The organism is Pseudomonas sp. B34(2017) (genome assembly GCF_002112915.1).
Lineage (GTDB): Bacteria > Pseudomonadota > Gammaproteobacteria > Pseudomonadales > Pseudomonadaceae > Aquipseudomonas > Aquipseudomonas pharyngis.
Map to the genome: position 1 here is coordinate 75398 of NZ_NEJA01000004.1, position 23871 is coordinate 99268.

At 58.1% G+C, this 23871-nt stretch carries 26 protein-coding genes; 12 read left to right on the forward strand and 14 right to left on the reverse strand.

Translation table 11 applies throughout. The annotated features are described in order from the left end of the window. Positions 1-194 precede the first annotated feature (194 nt). The 5 genes from CAF80_RS13640 (at position 195) to yecR (ending at position 4897) form a co-directional block, all read left to right on the forward strand. Positions 195-1571, forward strand: coding sequence for a pyridoxal-phosphate dependent enzyme (locus tag CAF80_RS13640; protein ID WP_074688611.1), 1377 nt, complete (start codon positions 195-197; stop codon positions 1569-1571). Continuing rightward, positions 1568-2746 carry a cystathionine gamma-synthase gene (locus CAF80_RS13645; protein ID WP_085667603.1) on the forward strand — a complete coding sequence of 393 codons (1179 nt, stop codon included), beginning with the start codon at positions 1568-1570 and terminating at the stop codon, positions 2744-2746. The genes CAF80_RS13640 and CAF80_RS13645 overlap by 4 nt, the downstream gene beginning before the upstream one ends. A 710-nt stretch (positions 2747-3456) precedes the next feature. After that, positions 3457-3996, forward strand: coding sequence for a hypothetical protein (locus tag CAF80_RS28875; protein ID WP_166742326.1), 540 nt, complete (start codon positions 3457-3459; stop codon positions 3994-3996). 218 nt (positions 3997-4214) lie between these two features. Next, positions 4215-4529 carry a hypothetical protein gene (locus CAF80_RS13655; protein WP_039766904.1) on the forward strand — a complete coding sequence of 105 codons (315 nt, stop codon included), beginning with the start codon at positions 4215-4217 and terminating at the stop codon, positions 4527-4529. 59 nt (positions 4530-4588) lie between these two features. Then, positions 4589-4897 (forward strand): YecR family lipoprotein, encoded by a 309-nt coding sequence (yecR, locus tag CAF80_RS13660; RefSeq protein ID WP_007950440.1) that lies wholly within the window; start codon positions 4589-4591, stop codon positions 4895-4897. On the opposite strand, the gene CAF80_RS13665 is transcribed toward yecR, so the two are convergent. Beyond that, a complete protein-coding gene (locus CAF80_RS13665) occupies positions 4869-6506 on the reverse strand; it encodes a hybrid sensor histidine kinase/response regulator (RefSeq protein WP_085667602.1) in 1638 nt (545 codons plus the stop codon). The two genes, yecR and CAF80_RS13665, sit on opposite strands and share 29 nt — an antisense overlap. A gap of 113 nt (positions 6507-6619) precedes the next feature. Between CAF80_RS13665 and CAF80_RS13670 the strand changes: the two genes are divergently transcribed. Beyond that, entirely contained in the window at positions 6620-7225 is a 606-nt protein-coding gene (locus CAF80_RS13670) for a response regulator transcription factor (protein WP_085667601.1), read from the forward strand. Between the two features lie 12 nt (positions 7226-7237). On the opposite strand, the gene CAF80_RS13675 is transcribed toward CAF80_RS13670, so the two are convergent. Next, a complete protein-coding gene (locus tag CAF80_RS13675) occupies positions 7238-7513 on the reverse strand; it encodes a DUF2798 domain-containing protein (RefSeq protein WP_039766910.1) in 276 nt (91 codons plus the stop codon). A gap of 130 nt (positions 7514-7643) precedes the next feature. Between CAF80_RS13675 and CAF80_RS13680 the strand changes: the two genes are divergently transcribed. Beyond that, entirely contained in the window at positions 7644-8567 is a 924-nt protein-coding gene (locus CAF80_RS13680; RefSeq protein WP_039766912.1) for a LysR family transcriptional regulator, read from the forward strand. Positions 8568-8570: 3 nt separating this feature from the next. Here the strand turns inward: CAF80_RS13680 and CAF80_RS13685 are convergent, their stop codons facing one another. After that, on the reverse strand, positions 8571-9569 hold the full coding sequence (locus CAF80_RS13685; RefSeq protein ID WP_085667600.1) for a bile acid:sodium symporter family protein: 999 nt from the start codon (positions 9567-9569) through the stop codon (positions 8571-8573). 85 nt (positions 9570-9654) lie between these two features. Between CAF80_RS13685 and CAF80_RS13690 the strand changes: the two genes are divergently transcribed. Then, complete coding sequence (locus CAF80_RS13690; protein WP_085667599.1) at positions 9655-10443, forward strand: helix-turn-helix domain-containing protein; 789 nt, start codon at positions 9655-9657, stop codon at positions 10441-10443. A 138-nt stretch (positions 10444-10581) separates the two neighbouring features. Further along, positions 10582-12294: an amidase gene (locus tag CAF80_RS13695; protein ID WP_085667598.1), complete on the forward strand. Its 1713-nt coding sequence runs from the start codon at positions 10582-10584 to the stop codon at positions 12292-12294. A gap of 37 nt (positions 12295-12331) precedes the next feature. Here CAF80_RS13695 and CAF80_RS13700 read toward each other — a convergent pair whose 3' ends face one another. Beyond that, positions 12332-13282, reverse strand: coding sequence for a Dyp-type peroxidase (locus tag CAF80_RS13700; protein WP_039766920.1), 951 nt, complete (start codon positions 13280-13282; stop codon positions 12332-12334). A gap of 193 nt (positions 13283-13475) precedes the next feature. On the opposite strand from CAF80_RS13700, the gene CAF80_RS13705 reads away from it, so the two are divergent. Beyond that, positions 13476-14453 carry a TerC family protein gene (locus CAF80_RS13705; RefSeq protein ID WP_085667597.1) on the forward strand — a complete coding sequence of 326 codons (978 nt, stop codon included), beginning with the start codon at positions 13476-13478 and terminating at the stop codon, positions 14451-14453. 42 nt (positions 14454-14495) lie between these two features. Here the strand turns inward: CAF80_RS13705 and CAF80_RS13710 are convergent, their stop codons facing one another. After that, positions 14496-15596 carry a polyamine ABC transporter substrate-binding protein gene (locus tag CAF80_RS13710; RefSeq protein ID WP_074688632.1) on the reverse strand — a complete coding sequence of 367 codons (1101 nt, stop codon included), beginning with the start codon at positions 15594-15596 and terminating at the stop codon, positions 14496-14498. A 252-nt stretch (positions 15597-15848) separates the two neighbouring features. Beyond that, positions 15849-17255 (reverse strand): cytosine permease, encoded by a 1407-nt coding sequence (locus CAF80_RS13715; protein ID WP_074688634.1) that lies wholly within the window; start codon positions 17253-17255, stop codon positions 15849-15851. Between the two features lie 325 nt (positions 17256-17580). Between CAF80_RS13715 and CAF80_RS13720 the strand changes: the two genes are divergently transcribed. Beyond that, positions 17581-18066: a flavin reductase family protein gene (locus CAF80_RS13720; RefSeq protein WP_039766925.1), complete on the forward strand. Its 486-nt coding sequence runs from the start codon at positions 17581-17583 to the stop codon at positions 18064-18066. 67 nt (positions 18067-18133) lie between these two features. Continuing rightward, a complete protein-coding gene (locus CAF80_RS13725; protein WP_074688636.1) occupies positions 18134-19177 on the forward strand; it encodes an LLM class flavin-dependent oxidoreductase in 1044 nt (347 codons plus the stop codon). Positions 19178-19236: 59 nt separating this feature from the next. On the opposite strand, the gene CAF80_RS13730 is transcribed toward CAF80_RS13725, so the two are convergent. From CAF80_RS13730 to CAF80_RS28620, 8 genes are all read right to left on the reverse strand, one after another. Further along, positions 19237-19713 carry a hypothetical protein gene (locus CAF80_RS13730; protein ID WP_239065517.1) on the reverse strand — a complete coding sequence of 159 codons (477 nt, stop codon included), beginning with the start codon at positions 19711-19713 and terminating at the stop codon, positions 19237-19239. Between the two features lie 84 nt (positions 19714-19797). Next, the gene (locus CAF80_RS13735; protein ID WP_074688638.1) at positions 19798-20076 is read right to left on the reverse strand and encodes a hypothetical protein; all 279 of its coding nucleotides are present in this window, start codon (positions 20074-20076) and stop codon (positions 19798-19800) included. Beyond that, the gene (locus CAF80_RS13740; protein ID WP_074688640.1) at positions 20077-20946 is read right to left on the reverse strand and encodes a hypothetical protein; all 870 of its coding nucleotides are present in this window, start codon (positions 20944-20946) and stop codon (positions 20077-20079) included. A gap of 61 nt (positions 20947-21007) precedes the next feature. Beyond that, the gene (locus CAF80_RS13745; protein WP_081353100.1) at positions 21008-21469 is read right to left on the reverse strand and encodes an SMI1/KNR4 family protein; all 462 of its coding nucleotides are present in this window, start codon (positions 21467-21469) and stop codon (positions 21008-21010) included. Between the two features lie 117 nt (positions 21470-21586). Next, positions 21587-22120: a hypothetical protein gene (locus tag CAF80_RS28610; protein WP_134333932.1), complete on the reverse strand. Its 534-nt coding sequence runs from the start codon at positions 22118-22120 to the stop codon at positions 21587-21589. A 372-nt stretch (positions 22121-22492) separates the two neighbouring features. Beyond that, positions 22493-22759, reverse strand: coding sequence for a hypothetical protein (locus tag CAF80_RS28615; protein WP_134333931.1), 267 nt, complete (start codon positions 22757-22759; stop codon positions 22493-22495). 221 nt (positions 22760-22980) lie between these two features. Beyond that, a complete protein-coding gene (locus CAF80_RS13750) occupies positions 22981-23220 on the reverse strand; it encodes a hypothetical protein (RefSeq protein WP_207273881.1) in 240 nt (79 codons plus the stop codon). Positions 23221-23428: 208 nt separating this feature from the next. Then, positions 23429-23779 (reverse strand): hypothetical protein, encoded by a 351-nt coding sequence (locus CAF80_RS28620; RefSeq protein WP_134333930.1) that lies wholly within the window; start codon positions 23777-23779, stop codon positions 23429-23431. Positions 23780-23871 lie beyond the last annotated feature (92 nt).

A 23871-nucleotide genomic window follows, 5' to 3' on the forward strand; every position in this document is an offset into this window, starting at 1 on the left:
AATACTCGATGACGCCTGCGTATAAACCCCTGCAAATCACTTCCTTCACCTCTCCGATTTCGTTCTATCGTTAGATCGAAATGGCTGTATTTCCGGCCGTTTAAAGGTTGCGACAGCTCAGGTCTGAGCCTATGTTGCACGCGAGCTTTTTCCCCGCGAATGGAACGCGATCAACACCACAAAGAGGTGAAGAGATGTCAAAGGATTCACGCCCTGCCGTACTTGGGCTGATCGGCAATACGCCGCTGGTACAAGTCACCCGCTTCGATACCGGTCCCTGCACCCTGTTTCTCAAACTCGAATCACAGAACCCCGGCGGCTCGATCAAGGACCGCATCGGTCTGGCCATGATCGACGCCGCTGAGCGCGACGGTCGCCTGCAACCCGGTGGCACAATCGTCGAGGCCACCGCCGGCAACACCGGTCTGGGCCTGGCCCTGGTCGGCCGCGCCAAGGGCTACCGCGTCGTGCTGGTGGTGCCGGACAAAATGTCCACCGAGAAAGTCCTGCACCTCAAGGCCATGGGCGCCGAAGTGCACATCACCCGCTCCGATGTCGGCAAGGGTCATCCCGAGTATTACCAGGATGTCGCCGCGCGTCTGGCCAAGGACATTCCCGGCGCGTTCTTCGCCGACCAGTTCAACAACCCCGCCAACCCGCTGGCCCACGAGTGCAGCACCGGGCCGGAAATCTGGGCCCAGACCGAGCATGACCTGGACGCGATCGTGGTTGGCGTTGGCTCGGCCGGCACGCTGACCGGCCTGACCCGCTTCTTCAAGCGCGTACAACCGGATCTGGAAATGATCCTGGCCGACCCGGTCGGTTCGGTGATGGCTGAATACAGCCGCAGCAAGCACTTGGGCACCGCCGGATCCTGGGCAGTGGAAGGCATCGGTGAGGACTTCATTCCGTCGATCACCGACCTGTCGAGCGTGCGCAGCGCCTACTCGATCAGCGACGAGGAAAGCTTCGATCACGCGCGCCAGCTGCTGAAAGCCGAAGGCATTCTCGGTGGTTCGTCCACCGGCACCCTGCTCGCTGCCGCGCTGCGCTACTGCCGCGAACAGACCGAGCCGAAACGCGTGGTCAGCTTCGTCTGCGACACCGGCACCCGATATCTGTCGAAGGTCTACAACGACCAGTGGATGACCGATCAGGGCCTGCTGCAGCGCAAACGCTACGGCGACCTGCGCGATCTGATCGCCCGACGCTTCGAAGACGGCAAAGTCGTCAGCGTCGGCCCGGACGATACGCTGATGACCGCGTTCCAGCGCATGCGCCTGGCCGATGTTTCGCAACTGCCGGTGCTGGTGGATGGCAAGCAACTGGTCGGCGTGATCGACGAGTCGGACATTCTGGTGCGCGTACACGAAGACGCCTCCCTCTTCAGCAAACCCGTCGCCAGCGCGATGACCGACAAGTTGCAAACCCTCGCCCCCGGCGCCACGCTGGCTGAACTGGAAGCCGTGCTCAGCAGCGGCCTGGTGGCCATCATCGCCGACGCCTCAGGCTTCCACGGCCTGATCACCCGCGTCGACATGCTCAATCAATTACGGAGATCCCTGGCATGAGCCAGCATGACAAGAACGCCCGTCAACAAGGCTTCGCCACCCGCGTGATCCACGCCGGGCAAACGCCGGACCCGACCACCGGCGCGCTGATGCCGCCGATCTACGCCAACTCCACGTACCTGCAAGACAGCCCCGGCGTGCACAAGGGTTTTGACTACGGCCGCTCGCACAACCCGACGCGTTTTGCCCTGGAGCGCTGCGTGGCGGATCTGGAGGGCGGCACCCGGGCGTTCGCCTTCGCGTCCGGGCTGGCGACGATTTCCACCGTGCTCGAACTGCTCGACGCCGGCTCGCACATCGTGTCCGGCAATGACCTGTACGGCGGCACGTTCCGTCTCTTCGACAAGGTGCGTCAGCGCAGTGCCGGGCATCGTTTCAGCTACGTCGATCTGGCGGATCTGTCGGCGTTCGAAGCGTCGTTGCAGGACGACACGCGCATGGTGATCGTGGAGAGCCCGACCAACCCGCTGCTGGGTCTGTCCGACCTCGCCGCCATCGCGCGCATCTGCAAGGCGCGCGGGATCCTCTGCGTGGCCGACAACACCTTTGCCAGCCCGTGGATCCAGCGTCCGCTGGAACTGGGTTTCGACATCGTGCTGCACTCGACCACCAAATACCTGAACGGTCACTCCGACGTGATCGGGGGGATCGCGGTGGTTGGCGACAATCCTGCGCTGGCCGAGCGCCTGGGCTTTCTGCAGAACGCCGTCGGTGCCATCTCCGGCCCGTTCGACGCGTTCCTCACCCTGCGCGGCGTGAAGACCCTCGCGCTGCGTATGGAGCGTCATTGCAGCAACGCGCTGGAACTGGCGCGCTGGCTCGAACAGCAGCCGCAGGTCAAACGTGTCTATTACCCGGGTCTGGAATCCCATCCGCAGCACGAACTGGCCAAGCGGCAGATGCGTGGTTTCGGCGGGATGATTTCCCTGGATCTGAACAGTGATCTGGCGGGCGCCCGGCGCTTCCTGGAGAACGTGCAGATCTTCGCCCTGGCCGAAAGCCTTGGCGGGGTGGAAAGCCTGATCGAGCACCCGGCGATCATGACTCACGCGACCATCCCGGCCGAAACCCGCGCCAAGCTCGGCATCGGTGACAGCCTGGTGCGTCTGTCGGTGGGCGTCGAGGACATCGAAGACCTGCGTGCCGATCTGGCGCAGGCGCTGGCCAGCATTTAACGCCCGAAAACGTCAAAGCCCGCACAAGGCGGGCTTTGGTGTTCGAGTAGGCGGCCAGTGCTGGTCTCTGGCTTACAAGGTTTATCAGGCTTCTCACAGTACCGGACCAAATTGAAAGGGGTACGGTCTCGGCTGCTTCACACGGCATAAGGGCTGGATCTCAGCGCGGAGATCTTTCTAACCGTGTACCCTTCGGAACGCGCCCCACGTCCCCTTGCTATCCGCTTGCGCATCAGTCTGCGTCTTCGCCTACATTCTTGAGCCTAGCAAACACGCTGCATTGCGCTACGCGGTTTTTAGACTGATTGTTTTCAAGCGCCGGCCTGCAAGGAAGCTAACCGACTATCGCCTTCACGACCCTTCAGCCTGCCTCCCGCCAAGGGCGAACTATACTTTTCAGTTCGCTGTCCAGATTTCCTGTAACCGTCGACACCCGTGCACCCTCCGGTGCCCCCGTGCCATTCACCAATCTGGTTGACCCCGGGCCAACGAGCCTTCCGTCGATGAACAAATGACGGGTAATGCTCGGCTGCTGTGTGGCTGATGGGGCGTGGAGAACATCATGAAGCACACGCTTTGGCCGGGCTTCGTCCTGGCAGTTGCGGCAACAGTGGCAATGCCCAATGTCTGGGCTGCGCAGGCGCAGGCATTGGCGTCGGATGGGGCGGATCATGTGGGGGCGGGGGCCGTAGCCTCTGACGGCGCAGATCATGTCGGCGCTGGGGCCGTCGCCTCTGACGGCGCGGATCATGTCGGCGCCGGGACCGTCGCCTCTGACGGTGCAGATCATGTCGGCGCAGGCGCCGTTGCTTCTGACGGCGCGGATCATGTCGGCGCCGGGGCCGTCGCTTCTGACGGTGCAGATCATGTCGGCGCTGGGGCCGTCGCCTCTGACGGCGCAGATCATGTCGGCGCTCGGGCCGTCGCCTCTGACGGCGCAGATCATGTCGGCGCTGGGGCTGTCGCCTCTGACGGTGCAGATCATGTCGGCGCCGGGGCTGTCGCCTCTAACGGCGCGGATCATGTCGGCGCCGGGGCCGTCGCCTCTGACGGCGCAGATCATGTCGGCGCTCGGGCCGTCGCCTCTGACGGCGCAGATCATGTCGGCGCTCGGGCCGTTGCCTCTGACGGCTCCGACCACGTCGGCGCAGGCGCTCTCGCCGCCGATGGCGCAGACAAGGTCGGTGCCAACCGACTCGCCTACTCCCGCGCAGGCGTCGGTTCGGACCAGGTGGCTTCCGCCCTCATGAGCGGCAGCTATTCCGACCAGTTCAACAGCCCTCAATAACCGCTATCGGCGCAATCAGCCCACCGCTGGTTGCGCCGCACTAGCACATTTGTGCTAATCGACCACCCCGTTCCCTGGCGTTATATTCCCTCGCAACCCCCGACGCTCCCCAACATTGCCGCTGTGCAGTGCGCGGGATCGTTGTGCCTGGAAAAACAACAACACCAAGGAAGAAACACCATGAAACTTCAGCTCAGCCTCGCCAAGATTACAGTTCTCGGTGCCCTGCTCCTCGGCGCCAGCGGTTGCCAGACCGCCAAACCCACCGAAGACAGCATGCGCGAACGCGCCCAGACCGTCATCGGCCAACCGGTCACCAAGATCGGCAACATCCGCAACGACAGCACGCTGACCTACTACACCGCCTACACCGCCGCCGGCGAATACAACTGCGAGTTGCCCAGCGGCGCGATCATCGCGGTGGCCAGCATGGGCATCATGACGCCTCCGCTGTCCTGCCTGCCCAAAGGCGCGTCGCCGATTCCGTACCAGTAATCCGGCGCAGGAAAACCGTTCAACGCCTCTTCTCATCCGGTAAAGGATTCCGTTCTACCATGAAAACACTCATCGCCACCCTCAGCCTCGCGGCCGTCGTTCTCACCGGCTGCGCCACCCCCAAGCAATGGGAAGCCACCGGCGGCAGCAAGACCGACGGCGTTGTCCAGGTCTCCTATGAACTGGGGCAGTTCGAAAGCGGGCAAACCTCCGCCGCTCAAGGGTTGGCCACGGCTGAAGGCCGTTGCAAGGTCTGGGGCTACAAGAGCGCCGAAGTATCGGGCTCGGAGAAAAACATCTGCCGCACCATGGGTCAGTACAACTGCCTGCAAACCACCATCACGCAAGACTATCTGTGTAAGCGCTGACCGCTTCGGTCTGCCGGTCGCGCAGCGCACGCAGGGTCGCGCGCAGCTCGGCCGGGCGTACCGGCTTGGACAGAATGGCGATCTGCCGATCATGCAGGGCCGCCTGGATTTTTTCGATGTCATGCCCGGTGATGATCATGGCCGGGACCGCATAACCGCGCTGACGGCGAACCTCGTCTATGCATTCGATGCCGGTACTGTGGGATCCGAGATCATAGTCGGCAACGATGATGTCGCAGTCCGTGACCAGGCCCTGCCCGCTCAGCTCGGCCTGCACAACGCAGCCCCAACGCTCGAGTAACGCCGAAGTCGCCAGCAAAACGTTGCGATCATCCTCCACCAGACACACCTTCAACCCTGTCAGCAACCCGACCTGCCGGGCCTCCTCCCGATTGACCGGCACCTGCGGCGGCGCCAGCGGCAGTCCATGCAAGGTCACGGCCGTGCCATGCCCCAGCCGTGAGCGGATCGCAACGTCGACACCGATCAACTGCCCCAGACGCCGGACAATCGACAGCCCCAGCCCCACACCTTCAACGTCCTTGTCGCGCAACTGGCGCACCCGATAAAACTCCTCGAACACCTTGGGCAAATGCTCTTCAGCGATGCCGTTGCCGCGGTCGTAGATCGCGATGGCCAACCCCGCGCCGCGCTTGCGCACACCGATCAACACCGGTCGGTGCGCACCGTATTTGAAGCAATTGGAGAGCACGTTCTGGACCATGGTCGCGAGCAGCGCCGGATCGGTGCGCACCCAGTGTTCGCAAGGCCGCAAGCGCAGTTCGACACCCGCCCAGCGTGCGGCTTCGGCGTTCTGGCGGATCAGATCCGCCAGCCATTCACCCAGCTCAAGCGTCTGCAACCGGGGCAGAATCCGCCCGTTGTCGAGGGTGTAGAGATCGAGAATCGAGCGAAACAGCTGCGATACGTTGAGCAGCGAGCGGTCGATGCTGTCCACCAGCCGCCGCTCCTCTTCGCCCAGTCGCGACTCGCGCAGGCATGCGGTAAACAGGCCGATGGAGTGGATCGGCTGGCGCAGATCATGACTGGCCTGAGCCAGGAACCGTGATTTTTCAAGGTTGGCGGCGACCGCCTCTTCGGACGCCTTGCGCGTGCGCTCCAGCAGCAGGTGCGCATACACCGGAATCACCGTGCTGGTGATCATCAGCATCAACACCATGAACGGTTGCGCCTGCCAGTACGGCGTCAACCGATAGACCGCCAGCAGCGCCAGCAACGCCAACACCGTGGCGATCGCCAGGTAGCGCGAGCCGTAGCGCATGCCGTTGCCGAGATTGACCCAGACCATGACGGCGTAGATGGGCAGCGCCGCCTCGCCGCCGACCACCAGCCCGAAACTGGTGCCGGTGTAATCGTGGAGCATGCCGAAAATCCGCCGCGCCGGATAATGCCCCGGCCAGCGCACGATGGCCTGGCGCAGCACCACGGAGGCCAGCAGAAAAAGGGAAATGTAGGTGACCACCGGCAGATAGGTGTCGAAGCGCTGGCCCGGCAGGAAACCGAGCACGGCCATGTAAACCAGCGCAATGCTGGCGATGATGATGCGCAGATTGGCCTGGTCGAGCTCGGTGTTCTTTTCGAACTTCATGGGGGAACGTCCTTGTGCAGCAGTCGTCATAAACGCACGAATCAACAGGCAATGCCTTCGCCCGATGCTAAGGTGCATGCCATGAGCAATGCAGACCCAGGGAGGGTTGCGCCATGGCGTGCCGAATCATCATAGCCGACGATCACCCGTTGTTTCGCGAAGCGCTGCTGCGCACCGTCCAGCGTCTGCTGCCCGAAGCCCTGATCGAAGAAGCCGGCGACCTGGACACCGTGCTCGCCCTGCTGCCGGTGGGCGATGAGCCTGACACCTTGATCCTCGACCTGCGCTTTCCCGGCCTGACCTGTGTGACCCAGCTCGCGGAACTGCGCCGGCGTTTGCCGCGAACCACCCTGATCGTTGTGTCGATGGTCGATGACGAGGCGCTGATCGGCGAAGTGATGGCGGCCGGCATCGATGGTTTTATCGGCAAGAACATCGCCCCCGACGAGATCGGTCAGGCGATCCGGGCGATTCGTGAAGGTGAGGTGCTGGTGAAGTTCGCCCCGTCCGGCCTGCTGCCGCTGGACACCGGCACCGCCCTCACCCCGCGTCAGCAGGATGTGCTGCGGCTGATCGCCCAGGGCAAGACCAACAAGGAAATCGCCCGTGAACTGGATATTTCGCCGTTCACGGTGCGGATCCATGTGTCGTCGTTGTTGCGGGTGCTCAACGTGCCGTCGCGCGCCGCAGCAGCGGTGAAATACTCCGGAGCCTTGTAGCCGGCCTCCAGGTCAGCCGTGCGGGTGGACGGTCAGTGCGACCAGTTTCACCACAATCGGCCGGACCACGAGAATGCACAGAAATGCCACGGGCATCGCCAGTTTGTAGGCGTGCAGCGCATTGCTAAGGTAATCGGCATCAATTCCGAAATTGGAGGCGGTGATCACCAGCGACATCAGAAACGCCATGATGGTCGCCATATACAACGCAAATACGTACGGCATGGCACGGGCCGACAGCTTGCGCGGGCTGAATACTGTGGTTCTTGGGGATAGTCTCTGATTCATGTCAGTCCTTGTTGACCGAAGTGGATAGGCGCCGAGCACCCTAACAAGTCTGCCAACCCGTAACTAGACTGATTGCCGTGAGCACTTTATAAACAAAATCTTATTAATTCGTCCTCGCCGGGATCCACGCATGAACCTCTTGGGTGCAATCGATTGTTTTATCAAAGTCGTTGAGGCGGGATCGATTGTCGGCGCCGCCAAAACCCTCGGGGTGAGTGCCGCCGCCGTCAGTCAGACCCTTGGTCGCCTTGAGACTCACCTCGACACACGCCTGCTGCAACGCACCACCCGCAGCATGGCGCTGACGGAGAGCGGTTCGGTGTATTTCGAGAAAGTAAAACGTATCGCGCTCGATCTGGAGTCCGCGCAGAGCGCCATCAGCCACGCGCAGACGCAACTCCAGGGACACTTGAGTATCGCCTCCACCGCCGGGTTCGGGCGCCATGTACTGGCCCCGGTCATTGCCGGTTTTGCCGAACGCTACCCGCAGTTGACGCTTGAGCTCTCGACCACCGACCGCAAAATCAATCACCTCCACGAAGGTATCGACCTGAGTCTGCGCATCGAGCCGCAACTGGAAGACGGCATCATCGCGCGCAAGGTTGCGACGGTGCCGTTCGTGATTTGCGCCAGCCCTGACTACCTGCAAAAGGCCGGTCGTCCTTCTACTCCGGCGGATCTTCAACAGCACGCCTGTCTGGCGTTCCGCTATCCGCTGGACGGACGGTTACTGCGCTGGTGGTTCGTTGAGCAGGGTCAGCGCTTTGAGGCTGCGATCAATGCGACCGCCATCAGCGACGATATCGACGCCCTGGCGCAAATGGCTGCTCATGGTGCCGGAATCACCCGACTGGCGGAATTCGTTGCCGCGCCCTATCTGGAGAGTGGTCAACTGGTCTCTTTATTCGAACCGGGCGACGGCTCGACCTTTGCCAGCGCCGCGCCGCTCGAGATCTATGCCTGTGTGCAGGAGCGCGCCGCCATGACTTCCAAGGTCAAGGCCTTCACCGAATTTTTGCAGGAGTTCCTGCATACCCGCTGGCCCGCTCGATGAGGATCAAGGATCAACCTGCGCCATCAGTTCAGGCACCGATTCCTGCCGCTTCGCATAGCGCTGCGCCAGCACCGCGCAGACCATCAGTTGAATCTGATGGAACAGCATCAGCGGCAGAATCAGCACGCCAATCGCGCTGCCGGCAAACAACACCTGCGCCATCGGCACGCCAGTGGCCAGGCTCTTTTTCGAACCGCAGAACAGAATGGTGATGCGGTCTTCCAGACTGAAACCGAACAGCTTGCCCAGCACTGTGGACGCCAGCAGCACCAGCGCCAACAGAATGCAGCACACCACCACTAGCCCCAGCAGGTCGATCACCGGAATCTGGTGCCAGATGCCCTCGTTCACTGCCTCGCTGAACGCGCCGTAGACCACCAGCAGAATCGAGCCCTGATCGACGAATTTCAGCCAGTTCTTGTTGCGACCGACCCAAGCGCCGATCCAGCGGCGGGCGATCTGGCCGGCAATGAACGGCAACAGCAATTGCACGCTGATTTTCACGATCGCGTCGAGGGTCGAGCCGCCGTCGCCGTGGACGTTGAGCAGCAGCGTCACCAACAGCGGCGTGAGGAAAATACCGAACAGGCTGGACGCCGCCGCACTGCAGATCGCCGCCGGAATGTTGCCCCGCGCCAGAGAGGTGAAGGCAATCGCCGACTGCACCGTGGCCGGCAACGCACACAGATACAGCATGCCCATGTACAGCTGATCGCCGATCAGTGGCGACAACAACGGCTTGAGCGCAAGACCCAGTAGCGGGAACAGGACAAAGGTCAGGCCGAACACCAGCAAATGCAGGCGCCAGTGGCCGGCGCCGGCGATGATCGATTCCCGCGACAGCTTGGCGCCGTGAAGGAAAAACAGCAGCGCAATGGCGATGTTGGTCAGCCAGCCGAAACCGGTCGCGACCTGACCGCTGGCGGGCAGGAAGCTGGCCAGCAGCACCACGCCGATCAGGGTCAAGGTGAAGTTGTCGGGCAAAAATCGTGGGCGCGTCATGGTTTGCTCATCCGGGGGGTTGCCAGTACGTGGAAGCGACTCTAACGTGACTGGAAATTACCGACTAACGCCGAAGAACCCACAGATGCCGCCAAAAGGACACGAAAAGAGCGTCAGACGCAGCATTCCCGGGCTGCCCAGCCTGCCGCGTCCGCTCTATGGGCGCACCGAATCGCTGCCCAATCGCGCGTTGACTCGCCGTCACAGTCATCCGTGGGTGCAGTTGTCCTACGCAATCCAGGGCGTGCTCGAAGTGCAGACCGCCGTCGGTCGTTTCGTTGCGCCGCCGGAGCGGGCGGTGTGGATTCCGGCGGGCGTGCCGCATCGGGTATTCAGTTCGCCGCACACGGAAATGCGCAGCCTGTACATCGATTGCAGTGTTGCCAGCTGGGCGCCGGAACGTTGTCATGTGCTCGGCGTCAGTGATCTTTTGCGTGAGCTGATTCGGGCCTTCAGTCAGATTCCTGTCGAATATGACCAGAGCGGCCCGCACGGGCGTCTGGCCCAGGTGATCCTCGATCAACTGGCCGAGGCGCCGCCCATCGATCTGATGCTGCCACTGCCGCAGGACACTCGCTTGCGCCAGATCTATCAGAGTCTGGAGCAACATCCTGAACAGCAGACCACCCTGGCGCACTGGAGCGAAAAATTCGGCGTAACCGAGAAAACTCTGACTCGGCTGTTCCTGCGCGATACCGGTTTGACCTTCCGCACCTGGCGTCAGCGCCTGCGCCTGCTGGGTGCGCTGACACCGCTGGAACGCGGCGAACGCGTCACCGACGTGGCTTTGGCCTGTGGTTATGACTCGACATCGGCGTTTATCGCGGCGTTTCGCCAACAGTTCGGCGAGACGCCGGGAGAGTTTTTCCGATGAAATTAACCGATATTTATCGACTTTATACATGCCATTGGGCAAATTTCAGGGTAGAGTTTCGCCCATCAAGAACCTTTGACATCTTTCGACGATAACAATGATCAACCACCCTTTAGCGAACCTGTCGGCGGTAACAGCATGATCGAAGTCACTGAAGTTTCCATTGCCCAATTGCGCGCGGCGCTCGAGTCCGGCCAGACCACGGCGGTTGAATTGGTGCAGGCCTATCTGGCGCGCATCGACGCCTATGATGGCCCTGAAACCGCCACTGCGCTGAACGCGGTGATCGTGCGTAACCCCGACGCACTGAAAGAAGCGCAAGCCTCGGACGCCCGTCGTGCCAAGGGCGAAACCCTCGGTCCGCTGGACGGCATCCCGTACACCGCCAAGGACAGCTATCTGGTCAAAGGCCTGACCGCCGCGTCCGGCAGCCCGGCCTTCGCCGATCTGGTGGCACAGCGCGATGCGTTCACCATCGAGCGCCTGCGTGCGGGCGGTGCGATCTGCCTGGGCAAGACCAACATGCCGCCGATGGCCAATGGCGGGATGCAGCGCGGGGTCTATGGCCGCGCCGAAAGCCCGTACAACGCTGATTACCTGACCGCGCCGTTTGCTTCGGGATCATCGAACGGTGCCGGCACTGCCACCGCTGCCAGCTTCTCGGCATTCGGTCTGGCGGAAGAAACCTGGTCGAGCGGTCGTGGCCCTGCCTCGAACAACGGGCTGTGCGCCTACACGCCTTCGCGCGGGGTGATTTCGGTACGCGGCAACTGGCCGCTGACGCCGACCATGGACGTGGTGGTGCCGTACGCCCGCACCATGGCCGACCTGCTGGAAGTCCTCGACGTAGTCGTCGCCGAAGACACCGACACCCGTGGCGACCTGTGGCGCCTGCAACCCTGGGTGCCGATCCCGAGCGTCGCCTCGGTGCGCCCGGCTTCCTATCTCGATCTGGCAGTGAACAGCGATGCACTGGCCGGCAAACGCCTGGGCGTGCCGCGCATGTACATCAACGCCGACCCTGATGCCGGCACCAGCGACGAGCCGGGCATCGGCGGCCCGACCGGGCAACGCATCAACACCCGCGCTTCGGTGATCGATTTGTGGAAACAGGCCCGTCAGGCCCTCGAAGCCGCCGGTGCCGAAGTGATCGAAGTGGATTTCCCGCTGGTCTCCAACTGCGAAGGCGATCGTCCGGGCGCGCCGACCGTGTTCAATCGCGGCATCGTCTCCAAAGAGTTCATGCACCACGAACTGTGGGACCTGTCGGCCTGGGCGTTCGATGATTTCCTGCGCGCCAACGGCGACCCGAAACTCAATCGACTGGCAGACGTCGACGGGCCGAAAATCTTCCCCCACGACCCTGGCACCCTGCCCAACCGTGAAGGCGACCTCGCTGCCGGCATGGACGAATACGTGCGCATGGCCCAGCGCGGTATCACGCCGTGGGATCAGATTCCGACGCTGCCGGACGGCCTGCGCGGCCTGGAGAAAACCCGCAAGCTCGACCTCGAAGACTGGATGGATCGCCTCGGCCTCGACGCCGTGCTGTTCCCCACCAACGCCGACGTGGGCCCGGCCGACGCCGACGTCAACCCAGCCTCGGCGGACATCGCCTGGAGCAACGGTATCTGGGTCGCCAACGGCAACCTCGCGATCCGCCACCTCGGCGTGCCGACCGTCACCGTGCCGATGGGCGTGATGGCCGACATCGGCATGCCGGTGGGGCTGACGTTTGCCGGTCGCGCCTATGACGATTCAACACTGTTGCGCCTGGCGGCGGCGTTCGAAGCGACCGGTTCCAGGCGTCTGGTGCCGCCGCGCACGCCACCACTGGCGACAGGCAAGTAAATGCAAAAACGGCGGGATCAATTGATCCCGCGTCTTTTTATCGTTCTGCCAGTTCTTCCAGTAAATCCGCCGAAGGCACAAAGAAAAGGCTGCCAGTGACCGCCGTGCTGAAGTCCAGCAACCGGTCGTAGTTGCCCGGCGGCTTGCCGACAAACATGTTCTCCAGCATCTGTTCCAGCGGCTCCGGCGAACGCGCGTAGCCAATGAAATAAGTGCCGAACTCGCCTGCGCCAGGTCGGCCGAACGGCATGTTGTCGCGCAGGATCTTCACCTCTTCGCCGTCCTTGGTGATGGTCGTCAACGCACTGTGGGAATTGCTCGGCTTGACCGTCTCGTCCAGTTCGATATCGGACAGTTTGGTGCGCCCGATCACCCGCTCCTGCGCTTCGACCGACAATTCGTTCCACGCCTTCATGTTGTGCAGGTACTTCTGCACCAGCACGTAACTGCCGCCACTGAACGGCTGATCTTCATCGCCCACGAGGGTGAAATGCTCGGCTTTGCGACCGACCGGATTTTCCGTGCCGTCGACAAAACCGATGATGCTGCGCATGTCGAAATAGCGGAAACCCTGTACTTCGTCGGTCACCGTCACGGCGCCGTCCAGCGCCGACATCAACTGCGTTGCCAGTTCGAAACACAGGTCCATCTGATCGGCGCGAATGTGCAGCAGCAAGTCGCCAGGCGTGGAAACGGCGCGCCGCCCTTCTACACCGAATTCGCGAAAGTCGTGCAAGGACGCCGGGCGCGGACTGCCGAACAGACGATCCCAGGCGTTGGAAGAGAACCCGCAAACACAGGACAGGTTTCCCGAAGGGACACGCTTGCCGACCGAGCGCGTCAGCCCCGCGACATCGGCGCACCAGCCGCGGACTTTTTCGGCGGCCTCGGCCTCGGCGTTGAGGGTCGCCACGATGAAGATGGCAGCGCTGGTGATCGGGCTGCAGACGGCTTGAGGATCTGGCGTTTCGATGATCGTGACTCCCAAGGGATGATGGACTAACTCGAAGGGAGGTTAGCAAAGAAGCACTGACTGAAATACCTTCCGTCACCCCGTTGCCAAGGCAGACACTTCGTTAATAACGAACAATACCCACGAAATAAACGATTTTTCTTTGTCGGAAAGCTCCTACTAGCATGGCCCCGTCTACCCCGAAAAACATAAAGACAGGGAGAACGGCATGCACCCCATCAACATCGGCGAACCCTGGATGTGGGTCGCCTTCATCGTTTTTGTCCTCGCCATGCTGGCCGTCGACCTGTTCGTCTTCGGTGGGCGCAAGGCGCATCGGGTCTCGGTACGGGAAGCCTCATCCTGGGTGTTCGCCTGGTGCATGCTGGCGATGGCCTTCGCCGGATTGCTCTGGTGGTATCTGAACGGCGAATTCGGCCCCGAAATCGCCAAGGTCAAGACCCTGGAATTTCTCACCGGTTACCTGATCGAGCAGTCGCTGTCGATCGATAACATGTTCGTCTTCGTGATGATCTTCAGCTACTTCGCCGTGCCGCCGGAGTTGCAACGCCGGGTGCTGCTGTACGGCGTGCTCGGGGCAATCGTGATGCGCGCAGCGATGATCTTTGCCGGGGTGTGGCTGGTGTCGCAGTTCACTTGGCTGCTGTATGTGTTCGGCATGTTCCTGATCATCACCGGGATCAAGATGCTGGTGTTCGCCGAGCAGCAACCGGACCTCGATAACAACCCGCTGCTGCGCTGGGTGCGCGGGCATCTGCGAATCACCAACGGCTTTCACGGCGAGCGGTTTTTCGTGCTGCAGAACGGTGTGCGCTGGGCCACGCCGATGTTTCTGGTGCTGGTGCTGATCGAGGCCAGCGACCTGATGTTTGCGGTCGACAGCATCCCGGCGATTTTCGCGGTGACCACCGATCCGTTCATCATTTTCACCTCGAACATCTTCGCGATCATGGGCCTGCGGGCGCTGTACTTTTTGCTGGCGGACATGGCCGACCGCTTTCATCTGCTCAAGTACGGACTGGCGCTGGTGCTGGTGTTCATCGGCGGGAAGATGACGGCGATGCCATGGTTTCACATGCCGGTGGAGTGGTCGCTGGCGATTGTTGGCGGGCTGATTCTGGCGTCGGTGGTGCTGAGTCTGATGCTGACGAAGGACAAGTCGCCCGAAGAAAGTCAGGCGAAATAACAGTCGGGGGAGCAAACGTGGTTCGCTCCCCCGGTTTTGGGACTATTTGTCGGACTTGATGCTGGTCCACACTCGGGTCCGCACCCGCTCCAGTTTCTGCGGCAACGGTTGCACCACGTACAGTTTCTTCAGCGCTTCGCTGGTCGGCGTCAGGTTCGGGTTGCCGGTAATTTCCTTGTTGATCAGCGGCAGCGAATCCTTGTTGGCATTCGGGTAGCCGAGGAAGTCGCTGATCGAAGCGATGACTTTCGGATCGAGCAAGGTGTTGAGGAACTCGTGGGCCTCTTCGACGTTCTTCGCGCTCTTCGGAATGGCGAAGGTGTCGAACCAGATCGGCGCGCCTTCCTTCGGGAGGCGCCAGTCAACCACCACGCCGTTGCCCGCCTCTTTGGCGCGGTTGCCGAACTGGTAGAAGCTGCCGGAGTAACCGATGGCCACGCAGATATCGCCGTTGGCGATGTCGGTCATGTACTTGGCCGAGTTGAAGTAGGTGACGTAAGGGCGAACCTTGAGCATCAGGTCCTTGGCTTTCTCATAGTCGGCCGGGTTCTGGCTGTTCGGGTCCAGGCCCAGGTAGTGCAGAGCCAGCGGCAGGATTTCCGACGGCGAATCGAGCATCGCCACGCCGCAGGATTTCAGCTTTTCCATGTTCTCCGGCTTGAACACCAGATCCCAGCTGTCCACCGGCGCATTCTCGCCGAGAGCAGCCTTGACCTTGGCAGGGTTGAAACCGATCAGCACCGTGCCGACCATGTAGGGCACGCCGTACTGATTGCCGGGATCGTTGGCGTCGAGCAACTTGAGCAGCGCCGGGTCCTGGTGGCTCCAGTTCGGTAGCTTGGACTTGTCGAGCTTCTGGAACACGCCAGCCTTGATCTGGGTATCGAGGAACTGGTTCGACGGCACCACCAGGTCATAGCCGGAGTTACCGGTCAGCAGCTTGGCTTCGAGGGATTCGTTGGTGTCGAAGGTGTCCCAGGTCACTTTGATGTTGCTTTTGGCGGCGAAATCCTTGGGCACCGACGGCAGGATGTAATCCGCCCAGTTGTACACCCGCAGTTCGCGCTGTTCGGCCTGTACGGCGCTAGCCAGCAGCGTCAGCCCGCAAACAGTAGCGCCCAGAATGCGTTTCATCGTGACCATGTTGTGTTTCCCCGAATGCAGCGTGAGTCGATGGTTTTTATGTTCTGTACACGGCAGCGGCTTGCAAATCAGCCAAGGGCAAGGAAGGTGCAGCATCTAGTTGTGGCTTCGATTCTTCCTGACAGCGTAGACGCAGCACAGTAGCCGGTTGGCCAAAAGGGGATCGAAATGGCCAATTTGCGTGACCGCCGGGATGCGGAAACAACAATGCCCGGCGAAGTGCCGGGCATTGTTTGAACAGCTTGCGAACGCTCAGTCGGTAAAACCCAACCGCGCCGCCCTGCTCTGCTGAGTCTGGCCACGGGTCGCGAGGCAGTAATACAGCGGGCACGTCACGATCAGGCCGACCAGCCACGACAAGTCAGCACCTTCCACGAGATTGGCGTACGGCCCGACATACAACGATGTGTTGGCGAACGGCAGCTGCACGATGATGCCGATGAAGTAGGCAATGATCGCGTGCAGGTTGAAGCGCCCATAAATGCCCCCGTCGGCGCGGAAGATCGAAGCGATGTCATAGCTGCCGCGCTTGATCAGGTAGAAGTCGATCAGGTTGATCGACGCCCACGGCACCAGCACAAGCAGCAGCGCCAGAATCAAACCGATGAATTCGGAAATGAAATCCGCCGACGCGCCCAGCGCCACCACGCAGCAGCCCGCCAGCACCACGCTCGACAAGATCACTCGCACTTTGATGCTCGGCGTCCATTGGCTGGCAAAGGTCTGGATCGAGGTGATGATCGACAGCACCGCGCCATACAGATTCAGCGCGTTGTGGCTGATGATGTTGAGCAGGAACAGCACCATCAGAATCGGCCCCAGCCAACCGGTGGACTGCTTGACCGCCGCCATCGCTTCGGTGCCATCCGGGGTCGCCAACACCGCGACCGCGCCGAAGGTGAACGACAGAATCGTGCCCAGCGTGGCGCCCAGATAAGTCGCGATAAACGGTTTGCCGATCCCGATGTCCGCCGGCAGGTAACGGGAATAGTCGGAGACGTACGGCGAAAAGCTGATCTGCCAGATGATCCCCAGCGACACCGTCGCCAGCCATCCGGACAGGTTGAAGCTGCCACGGGTAAAGAAGTCCGCCGGCAACTCATGGGCAAAGATGTAGATGAAACCGGCGAGCAGCGCGCTGCCCATCACCCAGGTGCCGATGCGGTTGAGCGTGTGAATGAAGTTGTAGCCCATCACGCCGATGGTCGTGGCGCTGAGGGCGCCGATCAGAATGCTCAACGGCGCCGGCACCGACGGCGCGATGCCGACGATGGACTTGCCGGCCAGCACGATGTTGGAAATGAAGAAGCCAATATAGATGATCGCCGCGAAGAACACGATCAACAGCGCGCCGTAACGCCCGAACTGACCCCGACTCTGGACCATCTGCGGAATGCCCATGCGCGGGCCTTGCGCCGACGCCAGGGCGATCACCACCCCGCCGATCATGTGCCCCAGCGCAATGGCCAGCAGCCCCCAGAACAGGTCGAGATGAAACACCTGAACCACCATGGCGCCGGTGACGATGGGCAGTGGCGCAATGTTGGTGCTGAACCATAGGGTGAAAAGATCGCGGGCCTTCCCGTGGCGTTCCGCGAGTGGGACGTAGTCGACCGTGTGATTCTCGATCAACGGATCTTGCCGGGACATCTGGGACATAAAAATGAACTCGATTGGGTCTGTTCTTATCGTTGTATGAAGCCAAACCGGGGGTGCTTTGTGGTCGCCCCTCAGATGCAGACCATATTATGGTATTCCAACATTTTCACAAGACTGATCCGCTGTTTACGACGGCATCTGATCCGGCATCCTCCCTGATAGCCAGCGTTCACGGCTAGAGCAAAGCCCCGTAAATGCTGAGTTTCCGACGGATGAACCACGTTTATCGTTTCACCAAAAAAGCGCTTGCAATCGATGTATTACGGTATACCATCAGACCCATAAACACATAAAAACACGCTTCACCGCACTCGAGGATTGACCAATGATCGATGCTGCCGTCTACAAACAAGTCATGGGCTCGTTCCCGTCCGGCGTTACCGTCATCACCACCCTGGATGACGACGGCCAGATCGTCGGCCTGACCGCCAGCGCTTTCAGTTCGCTGTCGATGGATCCGGCCCTGGTGCTGTTCTGCCCCAACTACAGTTCCGATTCCTACCCTGTCCTGATCAAGAACAAACGCTTTGCCATTCACGTCCTGTCCGGCGGCCAGCAGAGCGAAGCCTATGCCTTCGCCCGCAAAGGCAAGGACAAGGCGCAGGGCATCCAGTGGACGCTGAGCGAACTGGGCAACCCGATCCTGGCCAATGCGACAGCTATCATCGAATGTGAGCTGTGGCGCGAATACGAAGGCGGCGACCACGCGATCATGGTCGGCGCGGTGAAAAACCTCATCGTCCCTCAGCAGGACGCCGGCCCGCTGGTGTATTGCCACGGCAAGATGGGCGCCCTGCCCGCCTTCGCCTGATCCGCACGATTGCACTTAAACAGGCCGGCAAGCGACCGGCCGACCACAAGAGATTCGAGGTAGCGTCATGAAATTTTCCCTGTTCGTACACATGGAGCGCTGGGACGAAAGCGTCAGCCACCGTCAACTGTTCGAAGACCTGACCGAACTGACGTTGATGGCCGAGGCCGGTGGTTTCAGCACCGTGTGGATCGGCGAACACCACGCGATGGAATACACCATCTCGCCGAGCCCGATGCCGTTGCTGGCCTACCTCGCGGCCAAGACCACCACCATTCACCTGGGCGCCGGCACCATCATCGCGCCGTTCTGGCATCCGCTGCGGGTCGCCGGTGAATGCGCGCTGCTCGATGTGATCAGCAACGGCCGGATGGAAGTCGGCCTGGCGAGAGGCGCCTATCAGGTGGAATTCGACCGCATGGCCGGCGGCATGCCCGCCTCCAGCGGTGGACAGGCACTGCGGGAAATGGTCCCGGTAGTCCGCGCGCTGTGGCAAGGCGACTACGCCCACAACGGCGAGATATGGAAATTCCCTACCTCCACCAGCGTGCCGAAACCGATCCAGAAGCCCAACCCGCCGATGTGGATCGCCGCCCGCGACCCGGACTCGCACAACTTCGCCGTGGCCAACGGCTGCAACGTGATGGTCACGCCGTTGATGAAGGGCGACGAAGAAGTTCTCGATCTGAAGAACAAGTTCCAGACTGCGCTGGACAACAACCCGGATGTGCCGCGTCCGCAATTGATGGTGCTGCGTCATACCCACGTGCATTCAGTGGATGACCCGGAAGGCTGGAAGGTCGGCGCGAAAGCCATCTCACGTTTCTATCGTACGTTTGATGCGTGGTTCGGCAACAAGGAAGTGCCGGTTAATGGTTTCCTCGCCCCGAGCCCGGAAGAGAAATTTGCCGGGCGTCCGGAGTTTGAGTTGGAGAGCCTGCACGAGACGGCCATGATCGGCACGCCGGGAGAGATCATTCCGCGAATCAAGTACTACCAGGAACTGGGCGTGGATGAGTTCAGTTTCTGGTGCGACAACAGCTTGCCGCATGCGGAGAAGAAGAAGTCGCTGGAGTTGTTTATCAAGCATGTGGTGCCGGCGTTCAGATAGGCCTGCTGCCCGGAATACGAAAACGCCCCGAGATGTTCGGGGCGTTTTCATTTGGGGCGTCAAGGCAACGATGGCTCTGTTGGATCAGGCAGAAAGAAGCGCGCTGTCAGCCAGCATGTCGCCATTGCCGTGACGAACAGCACGACCATTGCGAACATCTCATCCGAAAAGGTCGCTCTCTTTACATCCGATACAACGGCCAGAACAAACGGCGTCACCCATAAAGTGGCCAACGCGGCACCCGACAGAGCAATCACTGAACAGGATCGACCCGTCCGTTTGACCTTCATCAGTGCAATCACCATCGCGAACAGCAAAAACGGTACAAGAAATACCACTTCGGCGAGCAAGGGGCCGAGGAACGGCATCAACATCAACTCCCCTCCCACGACCTCTCCCATCAGCCGTGGGTTCATGGCCAGATGGAAGATCGTTGCAAGGGTCTTGATGATGCTTGCGATAAACCCTGGAACCAGTGGGCAGAGAAGAAAGGCCAGGAACACTTTCAGACGCGGGTATTTTTTTACTTCACTCAAATCCTGGATCCTTTGCGCACAAACCGGGACACACCACGTATCGAAATATCTCTGAACGTGGTCTGCCCTATTTACGTTTTGTATTCAGAAGAGAAAAAACACAAGCATGTACAAAAACATCGCTACTCCCGCCAGCACCGCTCGGTGCATTGGATCATCTTCAGGGCCCATTCCTCCCGGCCCAATCGTGACCCATCCATCGCGCAAGTAATTGTAGACCGCTTGACCAAACCATATCTGTCCCAAGACCATCGCAAAGAAACGCTCCCGGTCCCCGTTGAACCGTATAAAGCCAGCGACTAATGCGACCACCAGTAATGTCAGACCAATTACATGTTTGTACCGTTTGAGCTCTCCCAACATTTACTTGTCCTTAAAAAAATCCAGCGTTCTGTCCGCAAGCTTATCCCAGGTATTGGCCATGCCGAGAGTATTCGAAGCCTTGCTGGCTACCTCCTTCGAGAAACCACTGGCGACAACAAATTTTTCGAAACCGGCACTTAGCGCTGTGCTCGTCAACGCCTTGTTAAAATCCTCAGGCCCCTTCAAATAGCCAGATAACAACCCTGCCAGCGTTGATCCGTTGGACAGCAGAGTGGCTGTCAAACCTGCAGCCGGGACTGATGCAGCGCCCATGAACCATCCGGCATTGCTCAATGCTTCGATATTGGCGGCGCGTATCCATTGAAGGGTTGCCGTATCACCAAAGTCGATGTTGGCCCCCGCTGCAAGACAATCCGTGCTTGCACAAGAATGATAGCGCGGGGTGTAGGTGTTGCCATCGATGACAACAGGTACTCTGTACCCGCCTTTGTCATCCATGGGATAACCTGTCAATGGATCTCTTTTACCCGGTCCGTCAGGCGTCTTCGACCAATCATGCTTGTCATTCAGAGAGCCGAATCCGGTTTGGGCCGTTAGCGTCCAACCGTACGCGCCGGTATTTTCTTTGATAAAGGCAATAATGTCCCTGTCAGCAGGTGCAAAGTTCTGCAGAAACATCCCGTTGCCCAAGTCTATCCAATTACCACCGGTATCGTAGATTCCGCCACTCGGCACGACTATGTCTGTTGCGGGTGTGATATTCGTACCATTGACAGAAGACAATCTCAGTTGAGCTTCAATTTGCTCAACCGTGTACTTTCCACCACTCCGCGCGGCCAATTGTGCAGCAAGGTCCTTATCTTCCTTGTGTAGTTGACGGTTGAACTGCGTAGCAAACTTTGCGAACAAAAGGGGACAGATTTATTAAATTAAATGAATCTGTCCCCTTTTCTATCCAATTTTGGCCGAGTCAATTCAAGTCCGGCCATTGTGCAAGATGGCTTTCCATTGATGCCATTAAAAAGTCTGAAAAGCTATTCCAAGCTTTAATGCTCGAACTTTCCCCTTCAAAAAATTGAAATACTGGCGGATCATCAGAGACGGGTAGGAAATAATTAATTTCATATCCTTGATGCATGCAGAACACCTTAGCATCCGCAGGCAAAAAACCAGAGAGATTTAACTCATCAAGCAACTCTTCCGCTTCAAACTCCAGGTCAAGTAATCTTGGATAAAATATATCTACACCAGAAAAAATCTTACCAGCCGAACGTCCCGCAATCGTCAAAAAATCACGATATGCCAACGGAATTTCACAACCAAAATGTTGCTCAACTGATGCAATATCCACTTCGGAGCAACCAACAAGATTATGCTCTGAAATCACTCCTCGCAGCACTAACCCGTGAAAAATATCCCGAACGCTCTTCATCTTGGCCTTCCTGTTTTTCCAAACAAAAGGGGACAGACTTATTAAATATAATAAATCCGTCTCCTTTTCTCTAAATAAATCAGCCCCCCTTTTCTCTTTCTCTTTTTTCTCTCCGACCTAATAACGAATCCACTTTCCTGTAGGTATTAACGCTGGACCAGCGGGATCAACCAAATAAAGCCATTCTGGCTCATGACCAACCGTACCGATCAAAACACCTAACGTTTCAGGATGATCGGGCATCGCACCTGAATGGATTGCACCAACATAACTACCTTCACCGTACGAATTGCGTAACTGATAACGTAATGAACCATCAGCATTATAAATCGCGGCATTGTTTGGGTACCCAAAAAACCATGGAGCCTTGGAGCATTTGAATTTGTTAGGTTTTTGCTCAAACACCACCAACACTCCTGTTCTATCAGGGAGTATGTAGGGAATACCAGCAGCAAGGAATGGGACCTCTTCACCATCCTCAACGACTATAAAAGTCACCATATCTACCACTGGACTAACCTTTACATACTTAAGGTGTTTCATTTCAACTTCAAAATCAGTCTTGCATCCCTGCCAGTCGTAGAACTCTTCAAAAACTGTTCCATCAGCATGGACTATCTCATTCCGAACACAGAAAACAAGATCATTCATTTCAATAACCTCAAGCTATCAACATCAACATCATATAATTCAGGATTTGTCCGAGGAGTTTTATCCATGAAATTAACTTGATGCGCACCACCTGAAAGTCTAACTTTTTGATCTGCGTCCCACATATCACCTGCAGCTCCCTCGCGAACCCCACTCCCGGCTTCACGGTAAATTCAACCTTGTACAAACTTCCCGTTTTAAACTCGGTAAAAAAAGGGGACAGATTTATTAAATCAAATGAATCCGCCCTCCTTTTTTTCCTTTTCTTCTTACTTAGCTATAAATGATAACCAAAAAATCAAAAATAAGAACCAATCAAACCCTCTGAAATATCATCACATAACAACCGTAAAAGGTGAGACAAGGTAGAGCCTAGCTTTCAAAAAAGGGTTCACTTGAAGAAACACTTCCATATGCCGCACAACAAATATCTACCCGACCTCCATCAGCACTAACGGTATCAGCTAGCCCGCATTTCATGCCAGCAACGGATGCGGCTGCATAATTTGCTGGCAAACCAAAATGCGCTACCTCAAAATCATCTATAAGAGAGCCTTCATAGACTGCAGAATTCGGTGAGTGGTTAACAACGTTTACTCTAAATTCTCCAGCTGCCGCTAGGTAATGCAATCCAAGCATCGCGTACAAGGTCCTGGCCCCTCTAGGCTCCATGGACAAAAAAGGGGACAGATTTACAATTAAATAAATCTGTCCCCTTTTTTTACTTTTTTTATTCCTTTTTTTATTGCCTTTTTTTATTTTTGGCTTTTTATTGGAATTGATCCGTTGAAGTCAAGATCGCCTGATGTAGGTATAAAACTGCTTACTTCTGCACCAACGAACCAATTAAAACGCTAATACTATTCGTAAATCTTGGATGCAAACAATATTTTTGCAAATGTCTGCCAACTAGGGGTGAAGGCTTCCTCATCTCCAGAGTTCATTGCATATAAATTCATTGCTCGAATCCAAGCTTCCATTGCATCCAAAAACCTTTCCAGCGTAGGGTTTTCCCACTCGCCTGAATTCAACTCCAAGTCTTCCTTAAGCCCACAAATAAAATCTGCAAACTCCTCTCTTGTTTTAATATTCTCAATCATTTTATCTAAATCCACAAGTCACCTATTTACAAACCCCACGAACACAAATTATAGAGCCGTTGTTTGGTGTAGTCATCTTCCTTCCAATTTCCTTGAAAACAAAAGGGGACAGATTTATTAAATCAAAAGATAAATCAAATAAATCCACCCCCTTTCTTTTGTTCCTTTTTTCTATTTTTATTAATTAGTTATAAATTAATAAAAAAAATTAAAGATAAGAACCAATCAAACCCTCTGAAATATCATCACATGACAACCGTAAAAGGTGAGCCAAGGTAAAGCCTAGCTTTTCAAAAAAAGGTTCACTTGAAGAAACACTTCCATATGCCGCACAACAAATATCTACCCGACCTCCATCAGCACCAACGGTATCAGCTAGCCCGCGTTTCATGCCAGCAACGGATGCGGCTGCATAATTTGCTGGCAAACCAAAATGCGCCACCTCAAAATCATCTATAAGAGAGCCCTCATAGACTGCAGAATTCGGTGAGTGGTTAACAACGTTTACTCTAAACTCTCCAGTTTCCGCTAGGTAATGCAATCCAAGCATCGCGTACAAGGTCCTGGCACCTCTAGGCTCCATTGCTTCAAGCACTATGCTTCGCACTCCAGCCAGTTCAGCCCGGTCATTTACACCAGCGAAATCAGACT

Excerpts from the sequence above, each read along its gene's own strand:
- CAF80_RS28610 (WP_134333932.1), bottom strand. The coding sequence starts at position 22,120 with ATGAATGATCTTGTTTTCTGTGTTCGGAATGAGATAGTCCATGCTGAT.
- CAF80_RS13665 (WP_085667602.1), bottom strand. The coding sequence starts at position 6,506 with ATGAAGTTCGAAAAGAACACCGAGCTCGACCAGGCCAATCTGCGCATC.
- CAF80_RS13675 (WP_039766910.1), bottom strand. The coding sequence starts at position 7,513 with ATGAATCAGAGACTATCCCCAAGAACCACAGTATTCAGCCCGCGCAAG.
- CAF80_RS13645 (WP_085667603.1), top strand. The coding sequence starts at position 1,568 with ATGAGCCAGCATGACAAGAACGCCCGTCAACAAGGCTTCGCCACCCGC.
- CAF80_RS13670 (WP_085667601.1), top strand. The coding sequence starts at position 6,620 with ATGGCGTGCCGAATCATCATAGCCGACGATCACCCGTTGTTTCGCGAA.
- CAF80_RS13710 (WP_074688632.1), bottom strand. The coding sequence starts at position 15,596 with ATGGTCACGATGAAACGCATTCTGGGCGCTACTGTTTGCGGGCTGACG.
- CAF80_RS13705 (WP_085667597.1), top strand. The coding sequence starts at position 13,476 with ATGCACCCCATCAACATCGGCGAACCCTGGATGTGGGTCGCCTTCATC.
- CAF80_RS13750 (WP_207273881.1), bottom strand. The coding sequence starts at position 23,220 with ATGATTGAGAATATTAAAACAAGAGAGGAGTTTGCAGATTTTATTTGT.
- CAF80_RS13655 (WP_039766904.1), top strand. The coding sequence starts at position 4,215 with ATGAAACTTCAGCTCAGCCTCGCCAAGATTACAGTTCTCGGTGCCCTG.
- CAF80_RS13695 (WP_085667598.1), top strand. The coding sequence starts at position 10,582 with ATGATCGAAGTCACTGAAGTTTCCATTGCCCAATTGCGCGCGGCGCTC.
- CAF80_RS13725 (WP_074688636.1), top strand. The coding sequence starts at position 18,134 with ATGAAATTTTCCCTGTTCGTACACATGGAGCGCTGGGACGAAAGCGTC.
- CAF80_RS28875 (WP_166742326.1), top strand. The coding sequence starts at position 3,457 with ATGTCGGCGCTGGGGCCGTCGCCTCTGACGGCGCGGATCATGTCGGCG.
- CAF80_RS13715 (WP_074688634.1), bottom strand. The coding sequence starts at position 17,255 with ATGTCCCAGATGTCCCGGCAAGATCCGTTGATCGAGAATCACACGGTC.
- CAF80_RS13745 (WP_081353100.1), bottom strand. The coding sequence starts at position 21,469 with ATGAAGAGCGTTCGGGATATTTTTCACGGGTTAGTGCTGCGAGGAGTG.
- CAF80_RS13685 (WP_085667600.1), bottom strand. The coding sequence starts at position 9,569 with ATGACGCGCCCACGATTTTTGCCCGACAACTTCACCTTGACCCTGATC.
- CAF80_RS13735 (WP_074688638.1), bottom strand. The coding sequence starts at position 20,076 with ATGTTGGGAGAGCTCAAACGGTACAAACATGTAATTGGTCTGACATTA.
- CAF80_RS28615 (WP_134333931.1), bottom strand. The coding sequence starts at position 22,759 with ATGCTTGGATTGCATTACCTAGCGGCAGCTGGAGAATTTAGAGTAAAC.
- CAF80_RS13640 (WP_074688611.1), top strand. The coding sequence starts at position 195 with ATGTCAAAGGATTCACGCCCTGCCGTACTTGGGCTGATCGGCAATACG.
- CAF80_RS13690 (WP_085667599.1), top strand. The coding sequence starts at position 9,655 with ATGCCGCCAAAAGGACACGAAAAGAGCGTCAGACGCAGCATTCCCGGG.
- CAF80_RS13680 (WP_039766912.1), top strand. The coding sequence starts at position 7,644 with ATGAACCTCTTGGGTGCAATCGATTGTTTTATCAAAGTCGTTGAGGCG.
- CAF80_RS13720 (WP_039766925.1), top strand. The coding sequence starts at position 17,581 with ATGATCGATGCTGCCGTCTACAAACAAGTCATGGGCTCGTTCCCGTCC.
- yecR (WP_007950440.1), top strand. The coding sequence starts at position 4,589 with ATGAAAACACTCATCGCCACCCTCAGCCTCGCGGCCGTCGTTCTCACC.